This window comes from Deinococcus sp. KSM4-11 (genome assembly GCF_004801415.1).
Classification (GTDB): Bacteria; Deinococcota; Deinococci; order Deinococcales; family Deinococcaceae; genus Deinococcus.
Genome location: NZ_SSNX01000005.1, coordinates 47,437 through 58,678 on the forward strand (window position 1 = coordinate 47,437; position 11,242 = coordinate 58,678).

Below are 11,242 nucleotides of genomic sequence, written 5' to 3' on the forward strand. Positions count from 1 at the left end.
TAAGAAGACACGGGCCAATCTCAGCCTATCGAAAACGGTCGCCTGGAAGTCGAATTCTCTGAGAATGCGTAGGCGTTGTTCACTTACTGATCCTGACTCGGATGTCCCTGTTTGGCTGAACCATACCGGCTGGCCGTAATGGTGTTAGCCTTAACGGCACTGTTGGAATCCAAGGAGGGGTATGACCGAACGCAAGACCATCACCCTCGCCGACGTGGCCGCCCTGGCCGACGTCTCGCAGCAGACCGTGTCCCGTGTCGTGACCGGGAACGGTCAGGTGGCCGCCCGCACGCGCGCCCGCGTGAACGACGCCATCGCGCACCTGAACTACGTGCCCAACCGGCTTGCCACAGGCCTGGCGCGGCAACGCACGTACTCGGTGGGCTTCGCCACGAACGACCTCTCGCTGCACGCCCCCTCACAGCTGACCGCCGGGATCGAGCAGGCGGCCCGCGAGGCCGGGTACAGCCTGCTGGTGTCCATTGTCGCCGCGAACGGCCTGAGCGCCGCCACGCATACCCTGCGCGGCCTGCGCGAACGGCAGGTGGACGGCGTGCTGCTGAACGCCTCGCTCGACAGTGCCGACGCGCTGGAAGTGCAGCGGCGCTTCCCCGGATTGCCCTGCGTGTTCATGGACGTGTCGCCGGGCACGCCGGTTCCTGCGGCGCTGCTCGATCAGGCCCACGGCGCGCGGCTTGCCGCAGAACACCTGCTGGAACTCGGGCACACGCGGGTGGCCTTCGTGGACGGCCCTCGACACGCGGTGGTCGAGAACGCCCGGCATCAGGCGTGGATCCAGACCCTCGCCGCGCGCGGCCTGACCCCCGTGATGGTGGCCGAGGGTGACTGGAGTCCGGCCAGCGGGTACGCGGCGACCCTGCGGCTGCTCGCTGGCGGCGTGCCCTTCACGGCCATTCTCGTCGCGAACGACCAGATGGCCGTGGGGGTGCTTCGCGCGCTGTGGGAACGCGGCCTGAATGTTCCGGCCGACGTGTCCATCGTCGGCTACGACGACACCCCGGAGAGCGCCCTGCTGATTCCGCCCCTGACGACCGTCCGGCAGGATTTCCCTACCCTGGGCCGGCGCGCCTTCACCCACCTGCTGACCGTGCTGGAAGCCGACGCAGACCTGCCGCATCCGCAGGTATTGACGGTTCCGGAACTGGTGGTGCGGGCCAGCACCGCGTCGCCATCGGGCGAACGGCAGACCGTGCAGGCCGCCCTGGACACACTGCGCGCCGCCCTGGCCGGACGCGGCTGAAGCAGCTACTTCACCGGCTGGTAGGTGTGGGCGCGCTGGCAATCCACGGGGGAGTCGGTCAGGTTGAAGGTACCGCGCGTGAAGTGCGTAACCGCGCCGCCATAGCTCTCGGTCAGCGTCCGGGGTCGGTCCGGCGTGCTGATCTCCAGGCTCCGGAGCAGCAGGGCCAGGCCCTCCTCGTTCAGCATGTCCATGGGGTCGCTGCTGGCGCGCAGCCCGCCGATGACGTCCAGCAGGCCGGCCACCGCCTCACGCTCGTGGGGCCACAGCAGGTTCAGTTCGGCGCGGGCCAGCATCACGTCCGGATCCGGCTGGTACCACGTGTGCTGGTACCAGCGCGAGAGGGAGGTGTGCAGCGCGTTGCGGGCCGTGGGGGTCGAGCCGTCGCCAAGCAGCACGCGGCGGGATTCGTCATCCCAGAACGGGGTCACGTCCGGCCCGATCCGCATGGCGTCCACCACGCCCACGGACGTGGCTAGCGGAGCGCCGCAGCCCAGGATGAAGCCGTCCCCGAAGCCCTCGCGGATGGCCTCCAGTCCCATGCGATAGGCCTGCGCGCGGCCCACGGCCGGGTCGTGTCGCTGGCCCGGGTGTGAGGCGCCGTACAGGAAGTCGATCTTCAGGTAGTCGTAGCCCCAGCCGCGCACGGTGGCGGCCAGGTCACGCAGCCACGCGAGCGCCCCAGGGTGCGTGGTGTCGAGGGTGGCGTACGGGCCGCCCCAGTTGTTGCCGAGCAGCAGGGGTGAGCCCGCGTCATCCTGAAGGAGGAACTCCGGGTGCGCCGCGTACAGCTTCGAGTTCGGACTGACCAGGAACGGGGCCAGCCACAGGCCCGCCCGGAAGCCGAGTTCCTTCAGGGCGGCGGGGACATCCTTCGCATGCCCACCGAACCAGCCCGAGGGCTCCGTCCAGTCGCCCAGTTCGGCCTGGAAGCCGTCGTCGAGCTGGAACACGTCGAAGGGCAGCTTCAGGTCGCGGGCGCGGCGGGCGTTGTGGAGCATGTTCTCGAAGGTCACGGCGCGGTAGTACGAGTACCACGAACTCCACACCCGCAGTGGGGCGGGGGTGCGCGCGTGCATGTGCGTTGCGAGGTCGGCACTCAGGCGCTCCACGGTGCCGATCACGTCCGCCGTGTCCTCGAAGACGACCGGGACGTCCGGCCCTTCCAGGGTGCAGGTCAGGGTCACCTGGCCCTGCCCGGCGCGGGCCTCCCAGTGGGTGAAGGTGTGCGTGGCGTCCTGCGCGCAGCCCACCCAGCCGCCGCCATCCGGGCGGATCAGGGCGATCAGGGTGTGGCTGCGCCACACGCCCGCCTCGCCGCTGGGGGGATACCCGGGATCGTTGCCCTGCTCGACCATCCAGTGCATCGTGGCCCGCGCCTGCGTGTCCGTCAGGGGGCGCAGCTCGGCCTCGCTCCATGACTGGTAGCCGCTGGTCAGCACGCGCAGGGTGGTGGGATCGGTCATCAAAGTCCATTCAGGCATGTGTCATCACCTCGAAACTCACGGGGGCCAGCGTCCGGCCCTGCCACTGGATCGGTTCGGCATTCCAGTTCTGAATCAGTGTTCTCCCGGCCCGGCGGCTCAGGCGCACGCCCTCGGGCAACGGCGTGGTGGGAACGCCCGTCCCGCTCAGCACCTCGGTCAGCACGGCCCGGATCAGGCCCACGCTGTGCGCGCCGATCACGGTCGTGTGGCCCTGGCTGGCCACGGCCACCTGCCCGTCCAGCGGGCCACCGCCGTAGGTGTAGCGCGCCTCGGCTCCCTCCAGGCGGTAACTTTCTGCCCACCCGTGCGCCTCGAAGTCGCCGGACGACCCGTGCACGGTCTGCGACAGGGTGGGCCGCAGTGAGTCGAACTGGAGCAGCTTCACCCCCAGCAGGCCCGACAGTGGCCCCGGCTGTCCCTCGGCCCAGGTCTGCCCGCCGGGCATGCGGAAGCCGGTGCGGGGGCCGCACACCAGCTTCACGCCGCCGTTCACCGCCTGCGCCCAGCGCGCCGCGCGGATCTCCGAGACCAGGGTGACTGCCGGGGCGACCGCGACCGCGTAGCCGCTCAGGTCGGCGTCCGCGTGCACGATGTCCACGTCCACGCCCAGCGAGCGCAGCGCGCCGTGGTACGCGACCATCTGCGTCCAGTAGCTCAGGCTGGCCGCGTGCTTCTGCTGGTCGTACAGCCACAGGCTCTCGTAATCGTGCAGCAGTGCCACGCGGGCGGGCACCGGCCCGGTCGGGAACTGCGCCTGATCCAGCGCGCGCACCTCGGCCAGCCCGCGATCCTCGGTTTCGTCGTGGCGCAGCAGTCCCGAGTGCATCACCTCCTGCGCCATGGTCGCCGCACGCCAGCGAAAGTAACTCACGACGTCCGCTCCATGCGCCCAGGCCTGCGCGGTCCACAGGGCCACGGCGCCGTCCTCGGGCAGCGGATTGTAGGGGGCCCAGTTCACCTGCCCGCACTGCTGCTCCATGACCCACATGCCGGGCGGCGTGCCGCGTCCCTCGCGGCCCAGGCCCTCGCCGCCCGCCGCCAGCGAGCGGTAGATGTCATGGTTGAACGCGATCAGGTCCGGGTGCCCCGTGCGGGCGTAGTGCGTCTTGACGTCCTCGCCGCTGCCGCTGGGCGCGAACTGTTCCAGCATGCCCAGCGGGTAGTTGTCCCACGACGCGAAATCCAGGCCCGCCGCCACCTCGTAGTGGTCGAAGCCCGACTCGAAGATCATGAAATTGTGCGTGATGAAGCGTCCCGGCGACATCTCCCGCAGGATCTCCACCTGTTCGCGCTGGAACTCCGCGATCAAGCTGGAGCAGAAGCGCGCGTAATCCAGCACGTGCGACGGATTCAGTTCCGTGACCGTCAGCATGGGCGGGCGGATCTGGTCGAACGACGCGTACTCCATGCTCCAGAACACGTTGCCCCACGCGTCGTTCAGGCGCTCCACGACGCTGTAGCGGCGGCGCAGCCACTCCGGGAAGGCCGCCGCGCTCGCCCCGCCGTAACTGCGCGAGGTCGCGTGACAGCCGAACTCGTTGTCGGTCTGCCAGCCCACCACCGCCGGGTGTCGCCCGTACCGCAGCGCCATGGCCAGCGTCACGCGCCGCGAGTGCTCCCGGTAAACCGGCGACGCGAAATCGTAGTGGCGGCGCGACCCGAACTCGCGCACGCGGCCCTGCTCGTCATAGGGCAGGATCTCCGGATGCGCGCGGATCAGCCACGCGGGCGGCGTGGCCGTCAGGGTGCACAGCACGACCTTCACCCCCGCCGCGTGATACGCCTCGATCGCCTGATCCAGCCAGTTCCAGTCATAGTGCCCCTGGCTGGGTTCCAGGCGGCTCCACGCGAATTCCGCGATCCGCACGAACCTCAGGCCGGCGTCACGCTGCTGCGCCGCGTAGCGTGCCCAGCGGTCACGGGGCACGTGTTCCGGGTAATCGCAGGAACCCAGCAGCAGGTGCGGAGGGGAAGCAGTCGCGTCGGTCATGGATCATCCTTGAATCAGAAGAATATGAGAAGCGTGGGGCGCTGACCCATTTTCTCACGAACACCAAGGCCCCCGCACCACAAGGTCACGGGGGCCAGGAGAATCAGGGTTCGTCAGCCGACGTCCACGAGTTCCACATCGAAGATCAGGGTCGCGCCGCCGGGAATCACTCCCGGCACACCCGCCGCGCCGTACCCCAGGTGCGAGGGCACCGTGAGTTTCGCCTTGTCGCCCACGCGCAGCTGCGCGATGCCTTCATCCCAGCCCTTGATGACATATCCGACGCCCAGTGGGAACTCGATGGGCTGCCCGCGATCCCGGCTGGAATCAAATTTCTGGCCGTTCTCCAGGGTACCGGTGTAATGAACCCGAACCGTCTTGCCCGCCTGCGCCGGTGCGCCGGTGCCCTCGTGGTATTTCTCGACCTTCAACGCCTCGCTCATGCGGGTCAGCGTATCCTGCCTCCGTGCGGTTCTCCCCGCACTCTGAAGCGAGACTAAAGGCCTGCCCAAGAGCCCACATCGCCCGGTGCTAGCCTGGGCAGCCGTGAGCGACGCTCCTCCACCTCCTGTCCGGACGGCCCACCCGCTGGCCGTGGCGTGGCGCACGTGGATTCTGGGCGCGCTGGTGCCGGTGTACGTGCTGACCACCTTCGTGGGCACGCTGGCCCGCGTGGACGGCGACTCCATGAACCCGACCCTGCACACCGGGGACGTGCTGCTGCTGCTGAAATACCCGCGCTGGCAGCGCACGTGGGGTCTCGGCGGATCGTACCCCCGGCGCGGCGATCTGGTGGTCTTCAAGGCCCCGGCAGACAGTCCCTACGCGTACGAGACGGTGCTGGGCGTCCGGCACCGGGCCTACAACATCAAGCGGGTGCTGGCCCTGCCCGGCGACCGCGTGGCGATCATCGACGGTCACGTGACTGTCAATGATCACCCACTGAACGAGCCGTACGCCGGTGAGGGGTTCGTGCAGGATCAGCCCGCCCAGACGGTACCCGTCGGAGCGGTCTGGGTCATGGGCGACAACCGCCGCCTGGGCGAGAGCCTCGACAGCCGCGCCTACGGCCCGGTCGCCCTGCGCGACGTGGCGGGGCCAGCCGATCTGCGCCTGTGGCCGCAGCCGGGCCTGATCCCTCGTTGACCACTGACCCTGCGATCACCCCCGGCCCCGCTGAATTCCAGCCGCGCCCTGCGGCGAGGTGCTCATGCGCCGCTGCTACGCTCGCGGACATGAAGGCCCTGCCCCTCTTCCTGACCGCCGCCCTGCTCGGGTCCACGGCCAGCGCACAGACCCTCGTGCTCGTCAACGATCCCAAACTCCCGTTTACCGTCGCGCTGCCCGGAGGGTGGCTCGGCGCCGACTTCGGGGACAAGGCCGCTGGCCTGAGCGTCGTGTCGGCCAAGGCCCCGCCCGCCACGCTGGTTCGGCTGCTGTACACCCCGAAAAATGGCGCGACCGTAGATCTGAACACGGAATTCAAGAAGTTCGAGGCGGGCGTGGCGGCCAGCGGCGTGACACTCAAGCAGCAGTCCAGCACGGCCGTGAAGTACGGCGGGGTCGGCGGTATCGAACGCCACTACCTCCTCACGCATCCCAGGGGCCAGCTGAGGATGCGCGTGTGGTACGGCAACGGTGCGAAGAACCTCTACTCGTTCCAGCTGACTGACTCGCCTGTCCGCTACGCGCAGGCCAGCGCCCTGTTCAGCAAGGTGCTCGCCTCCCTGCGCTTCCGCTGAGCCACACTGTCCGGCCGCTGTCCCCGCGCACGAGCCCCTGCTTCCGTCGGCGTGGCCCGATCAACAGCTCCGACTGAGCACTTCCTTGTACCGGGTGCAGCGGATCGCTCGGATGAGGGACTACGGTGGGCCATGCGCCGACTGCTTGCCCTGCTGCTCGCGTCCGGAACCGTGGCCCTCGCAAACGAGCGTCTGCCTGTCGACCATGTGCGCTTCGCCGCCACAGGCGGCCGTGTCCTCGTGCTCACGTCCGGCGTGAAGGACGGTTCCGGCCTGGGCACAGCGAGCCTGTCTGTGCTCAGCACGACCAGTGGGGTGACCCTCTACCGCCGGTCACGCCTGGCCGACCTGCCCCCCAACACCCTGCGGGGATGGGTGCTGGCCACTCCCCCCACCCCGGCCCGCCTGACCGCCTGGGGCCTGCAGCCAGGCCGCGTCCACACGGCGCGCTTCAACCGCACGTATCCCACGCCCTTCCCGCAGTGGTCGGACGCCGTGACGTCCGGGCAGAGCCAGCAGACGCCCGTGCCCCTGTGGACGCAGCCGGTACCCGTGGAGCTGGACGTGTACGCCCTGCCGTCCACCTGCCCGTACCCGGACATGCTCGGCGGAGCGGTGCCCGCCGGCTTCCGCCTGAGCGTGAACGGTCAGGTCGTGTTCCAGGACGCCGCGTTGCCCGCCGACCGGCGCTGCGCCGCTGGATACACCCTGGAGCGCGTTGACGTGCAGGGTAACCGCGCCCTGCTGACGGTCCGGGCCTACGTGCCGGGCTTCGAGGGCCCCGATGCCGAGCCGGTCTTTGTTGCCGTCACGTTGAACTGAGCTTCCAGAAAGACCGCGATCGGCGGAATGCTGATCAGGCCTTGGACAGCAGGATCGGGCGCTCGCGAAGCTTTTCGCGGAGCGGATCGTCGTCCAGCTGCTGCGTGACAGCGAGGCCCAGGGTGCGCGTCAGGGCAGCCAGGTCGGCAACCTCGTCGGGCGGCAGCAGCCGGAAGATGTCGCGGATGGTGGCCACGTGTTCCGGCAGCACCCGCGCGATCAGCAGCTGCCCCCTGGACGTCAGGGTGACGCTCATGACCCGGCGGTCCGTGGGCACGCGCTCCCGGCTGACCAGGCCGTCGCGTTCGAGGTTATCGATCACCATGGTCAGGTTCCCGCTGGATCGCAGGATCTTGTCGGCCAGTTGCCGCTGGCTGAGCGGGCCCAGGTGGTACAGCGCCTCCAACACCGCGAACTGGCTGACCGTCAGGTTGTGTTCGGTCAGGTGGCGGTTGGCGGCAACCTCGACCGAGTGCGCGGCGCGCCAGAGTTTGACGTAGGCGTCCAGCGCCACGCGCTCCTCGTCTGTGCCGGCATAACGGTTTGGCATGCACTTCATCGTGCGGCCCACAGGTACGGCCGTCAAGTCCGACCGGTCAGTCAGGTGTCGCGCCGAGACGCCTGATTTGACAGAAAGCGTGTTTCTCAGCACTTCTGTCGTTCACAATTGACAACACGGCGGCGCCACAACGCTCAGCGTGAAGGTGCCTTTATGGGCTGAGACGCAGGCATATGAAGAGGGAGGCGTCCTGGCCGTGAGTGGGCCGGGCGCCTCCCTCTTCAGCTCGCGTCAGATGCGGAGGGCCGCCTCGTTCGATCCGGTCTGCGCGGCCAGATACTCCTCGGTCGCCAGACGGATGCAGGCGGCCACCGCCTGCATGGCGGTGTGCACCTCGCTCAGTGGCGGGCGGGTGGGGGCCAGGCGGATGTTGCGGTTGTGCGGATCCCTGCCGCTGGGGTAGGTGGCGCCGGCCGGCGTCAGACTCACGCCCGCCTCCTCGGCGAGCTGCACGACGCGCGCCGCGACCGGGTACGCGGTGTCCAGCGAACTGAAGTACCCGCCGCGCGGATTCGTCCAGGTCGCGTACTCGCCGCCCTGGCCCAGTTCGGCGCGCAGCACCTCGTCCACCGCCCGGAATTTCGGCGCGATCAGGGCCGCGTGGTCACGCATCAGGCCCTCGACACCGCCAGGGTAGGATTCCAGGAATTTCACGTGCCGCGCCTGCTCGACCTTGTTCGGGCCGATGCTCTGCGCGTTGAGGTACTTCGACATCCACTTGATGTTGTCCTCGCTGCTGGCCACGAAGCCCAGGCCCGCGCCCGCGAAGGTGATCTTGCTGGTGCTCGCGAACACGAAGGCCCGGTCGGGGAAGCCCGCGTCGCGCGCGAGGGCCACGAAGTTCACTGTCTCATCCGCGTCGCCCAGGTGGTGCGCGCGGTACGCGTCGTCCGCGAGGATCGTGAAGTCCGGCGCGGCCGCCCGGAGACCCGCCAGCCGGGCGGCCTTCGCGGCGCTGATCGTCTCGCCGCCCGGATTCGAGTACGTGGGCACGAACAGGACGCCCTTGATGGACGCGTCGTTCGCCGCGAGCCGCTCCACGGCGTCCACATCCGGGCCGTCCGGCTGCATGTCCACGGTGATCAGCTCGAAGCCCAGCGTCTGCAGCAGCAGGAAGTGGCGGTCGTAGCCGGGCGTGGTCACGATCATCTTCGGCTGCTGGTGCACCCACGGGCCGGTGCTGTGGCGCGTGCCGTGCAGCAGCGCGAAGGTCAGCACGAAGGCCTGCAATTCCAGCGAGGCGTTGTTCCACACGATCACGTTCTCGGCCTTCACGTCCAGGTACGCCGCGAACAGTTTCCGCGCGCTCGGCAGGCCCGCCACGCCGCCCGGATAGTTGCGCAGGTCGATGCCGTCCATGGTGAGGTCGGTCTCGCCGAGTGTGCCCAGCAGGCCGTTGCTGAGGTCGAAATCCGCGTCGGAGGGCTGCCCGCGCTGCATGTTCAGCTTCAGGCCCCGCGCCCGCAATTCGTCGTATGCCGCCTGTGCCCTGGCCAGCGCCGCCTGCCGCTCACTCGTCATGCCCCAGCGTACCGCCCGGCCCTCCTTCCCGTCCGGGCCTTGTTTGGCGTTCCCGGCCACCCGTGGGGGCAGTGGTAGACTTCTACGCGCTGTCCGGGTTCGGTCAGCCTTTAGCCCCGCCTCTTTCCAAGGTCGCCCTTTCCCGAGTCACCCGTCCCGCTCCCTCTTTCATGGATCCAGACAACAGGAGAACCACAATGCAGTACGTCGTATCCCGTCCCCGCGTCGGCGTGTTCATCGACACGCAGAACCTCTATCACTCTGCCCGCGATCTGCTCGAACGCACGGTGAATTTCGAATCCCTGCTGAGAACCGCCACGCAGGGCCGCGAACTCGTGCACGCCATCGCCTACACCGTCGAGCGCGAGGGCGAGGCCACCGCCCGGCCGTTCATCTACAAGCTGTCCACGCTGGGCTTCAAAGTCCGGCGTATGAACCTCACGCTGCACCACGTCACCGACGGCGGAAAACCCATCTACGAGGGCAACTGGGACATGGGCATCGTGGCCGACATGTTCCGCATGATGGACGCCATGGACGTCATCGTGCTCGGCAGCGGCGACGGCGATTTCACCGATATCGTGGAGGTCTTGCAGGAGCGTGGCAAGCGTGTGGAGGTCATCTCGTTCCGCGAGCACACCGCGCAGAAACTGATCGATGCGGCCGACCGCTTCACGCACCTGCCGGACCTGGACGACGCCCTAATGCCCGCCCGGGTGAAGAACGGCGGCGCAGCGAAAGGTCCCGCCGATGAGCCCCAGCCCTGACGACCGCAGCCCCGATGCCGTGCTGGCCCGACTGAACTTTCATCTGGCCCCGCAGCGCATCGCCCAGACGGGCGCCGAGCCCCGCGACACCTCCCGCCTGATGGTGGTGGGGGAGGGCATCACGCACCACGTATTCCGTGATCTGCCCGCGCTGTTGCGCCCCGGCGACCTGCTCGTCACGAACGAGAGCCGCGTGATTCCCGCCCGGATCCTGGCCCACAAGCCCGTGGATGCCCGCGGCCACGGCGGCGGACAGGTCGAGGTGCTACTGCTGCGCGAGGAAGAGCCGAACGTCTGGAGCGCCTACCTGAAGCCCGCGAAGCGGGCCGGCAAGGAACTGTGGCTCGGCGAGCACCGGGCCGAGGTCGTGGGCGTGCTGGACGACGGCGCCCGCCTGTTGCGCTTCGATCACGACATCACCCTCCACCTGGACGACATCGGCCGCCTGCCCCTGCCACCGTACATCGACACGGGCGACTCGGACGAGGTCTGGCGCGAACGTTACCAGACGGTGTACGCGGGCACGCCCGGCAGCGTGGCGGCACCCACGGCCGGGCTACATTTCACGCCGGAGCTCCTCGCGCAGCTCGACCGCGTGGGCGTCCAGCGTGCGCACGTGACCCTCCACGTCGGCGCGGGCACCTTCAAACCCATCACCGGCCCGGTCGGCGAGCACGTCATGCACGCGGAACGGTACTCGGTCAGTCCAGAGACGGCCGCCGCGATCAACCGGGCCAGGGCCGAGGGCCGCCGGATCGTGGCGGTCGGCACCACCACCGTCCGTACGCTGGAAAGTGCGTGGGACGGCGCGCAGGTTCAGCCCGGCGAAGGCGACACACGTATCTTCATCACGCCCGGCACACCCGTGAACGTGCCGGACATGCTGATCACGAACCTGCACCTGCCCGGCAGCACCCTGTTGCTGCTGGTGGCCGCCTTCGCCGGCACGGAGCGTATCCGGGCCGCCTACGACGCCGCGCTGGAGCGGGACTACCGCTTCTACTCGCTGGGCGACGCGATGCTGCTGGAGAACGCGCGGGAGTGACGGGCACATCGGTGGAAACGGGTCTGTTCGGGAGACAGCACGTGTACT

The 11,242-nt window shown here is 68.8% G+C and carries 11 protein-coding genes; 6 read left to right on the forward strand and 5 right to left on the reverse strand.

Translation table 11 applies throughout. From position 1 onward, the window contains the following. Positions 1–181 precede the first annotated feature (181 nt). On the forward strand, positions 182–1,261 hold the full coding sequence (locus E7T09_RS14335; protein WP_136389895.1) for a LacI family DNA-binding transcriptional regulator: 1,080 nt from the start codon (positions 182–184) through the stop codon (positions 1,259–1,261). Positions 1,262–1,266: 5 nt separating this feature from the next. Here the strand turns inward: E7T09_RS14335 and E7T09_RS14340 are convergent, their stop codons facing one another. From E7T09_RS14340 to E7T09_RS14350, 3 genes are all read right to left on the reverse strand, one after another. Further along, positions 1,267–2,745 (reverse strand): glycoside hydrolase family 36 protein, encoded by a 1,479-nt coding sequence (locus tag E7T09_RS14340; RefSeq protein WP_136389896.1) that lies wholly within the window; start codon positions 2,743–2,745, stop codon positions 1,267–1,269. Beyond that, positions 2,738–4,738 (reverse strand): beta-galactosidase, encoded by a 2,001-nt coding sequence (locus tag E7T09_RS14345; RefSeq protein WP_136389897.1) that lies wholly within the window; start codon positions 4,736–4,738, stop codon positions 2,738–2,740. The genes E7T09_RS14340 and E7T09_RS14345 overlap by 8 nt, the downstream gene beginning before the upstream one ends. Before the next feature lie 113 nt (positions 4,739–4,851). Continuing rightward, on the reverse strand, positions 4,852–5,181 hold the full coding sequence (locus E7T09_RS14350) for an FKBP-type peptidyl-prolyl cis-trans isomerase (RefSeq protein WP_136389898.1): 330 nt from the start codon (positions 5,179–5,181) through the stop codon (positions 4,852–4,854). Between the two features lie 103 nt (positions 5,182–5,284). Between E7T09_RS14350 and lepB the strand changes: the two genes are divergently transcribed. The 3 genes from lepB to E7T09_RS14365 all read left to right on the forward strand — a co-directional run bounded on the left by lepB (position 5,285) and on the right by E7T09_RS14365 (position 7,302). Continuing rightward, complete coding sequence (gene lepB / locus E7T09_RS14355; protein ID WP_240741803.1) at positions 5,285–5,884, forward strand: signal peptidase I; 600 nt, start codon at positions 5,285–5,287, stop codon at positions 5,882–5,884. A gap of 89 nt (positions 5,885–5,973) precedes the next feature. After that, positions 5,974–6,480 (forward strand): hypothetical protein, encoded by a 507-nt coding sequence (locus E7T09_RS14360; RefSeq protein ID WP_136389899.1) that lies wholly within the window; start codon positions 5,974–5,976, stop codon positions 6,478–6,480. A gap of 132 nt (positions 6,481–6,612) precedes the next feature. After that, on the forward strand, positions 6,613–7,302 hold the full coding sequence (locus tag E7T09_RS14365) for a DUF2259 domain-containing protein (RefSeq protein ID WP_136389900.1): 690 nt from the start codon (positions 6,613–6,615) through the stop codon (positions 7,300–7,302). Positions 7,303–7,336: 34 nt separating this feature from the next. Here the strand turns inward: E7T09_RS14365 and E7T09_RS14370 are convergent, their stop codons facing one another. Together E7T09_RS14370 and E7T09_RS14375 are read right to left on the reverse strand one after the other, a co-directional pair. Next, the gene (locus tag E7T09_RS14370) at positions 7,337–7,852 is read right to left on the reverse strand and encodes a MarR family winged helix-turn-helix transcriptional regulator (RefSeq protein ID WP_136389901.1); all 516 of its coding nucleotides are present in this window, start codon (positions 7,850–7,852) and stop codon (positions 7,337–7,339) included. 240 nt (positions 7,853–8,092) lie between these two features. Next, complete coding sequence (locus E7T09_RS14375; protein WP_136389902.1) at positions 8,093–9,382, reverse strand: aminopeptidase; 1,290 nt, start codon at positions 9,380–9,382, stop codon at positions 8,093–8,095. 197 nt (positions 9,383–9,579) lie between these two features. Between E7T09_RS14375 and E7T09_RS14380 the strand changes: the two genes are divergently transcribed. Further along, on the forward strand, positions 9,580–10,149 hold the full coding sequence (locus E7T09_RS14380) for an NYN domain-containing protein (protein WP_136389903.1): 570 nt from the start codon (positions 9,580–9,582) through the stop codon (positions 10,147–10,149). Next, positions 10,133–11,194, forward strand: coding sequence for a tRNA preQ1(34) S-adenosylmethionine ribosyltransferase-isomerase QueA (gene queA / locus E7T09_RS14385; RefSeq protein ID WP_136389904.1), 1,062 nt, complete (start codon positions 10,133–10,135; stop codon positions 11,192–11,194). The genes E7T09_RS14380 and queA overlap by 17 nt, the downstream gene beginning before the upstream one ends. Positions 11,195–11,242: the final 48 nt, after the last annotated feature.

Bases quoted from the DNA above. Each gene is read 5' to 3' on its own strand.
- E7T09_RS14380 (WP_136389903.1), top strand. From the start codon at position 9,580: ATGCAGTACGTCGTATCCCGTCCCCGCGTCGGCGTGTTCATCGACACG.
- E7T09_RS14335 (WP_136389895.1), top strand. From the start codon at position 182: ATGACCGAACGCAAGACCATCACCCTCGCCGACGTGGCCGCCCTGGCC.
- E7T09_RS14360 (WP_136389899.1), top strand. From the start codon at position 5,974: ATGAAGGCCCTGCCCCTCTTCCTGACCGCCGCCCTGCTCGGGTCCACG.
- E7T09_RS14365 (WP_136389900.1), top strand. From the start codon at position 6,613: ATGCGCCGACTGCTTGCCCTGCTGCTCGCGTCCGGAACCGTGGCCCTC.
- E7T09_RS14340 (WP_136389896.1), bottom strand. From the start codon at position 2,745: ATGCCTGAATGGACTTTGATGACCGATCCCACCACCCTGCGCGTGCTG.
- E7T09_RS14375 (WP_136389902.1), bottom strand. From the start codon at position 9,382: ATGACGAGTGAGCGGCAGGCGGCGCTGGCCAGGGCACAGGCGGCATAC.
- queA (WP_136389904.1), top strand. From the start codon at position 10,133: ATGAGCCCCAGCCCTGACGACCGCAGCCCCGATGCCGTGCTGGCCCGA.
- E7T09_RS14350 (WP_136389898.1), bottom strand. From the start codon at position 5,181: ATGAGCGAGGCGTTGAAGGTCGAGAAATACCACGAGGGCACCGGCGCA.
- E7T09_RS14370 (WP_136389901.1), bottom strand. From the start codon at position 7,852: ATGCCAAACCGTTATGCCGGCACAGACGAGGAGCGCGTGGCGCTGGAC.
- E7T09_RS14345 (WP_136389897.1), bottom strand. From the start codon at position 4,738: ATGACCGACGCGACTGCTTCCCCTCCGCACCTGCTGCTGGGTTCCTGC.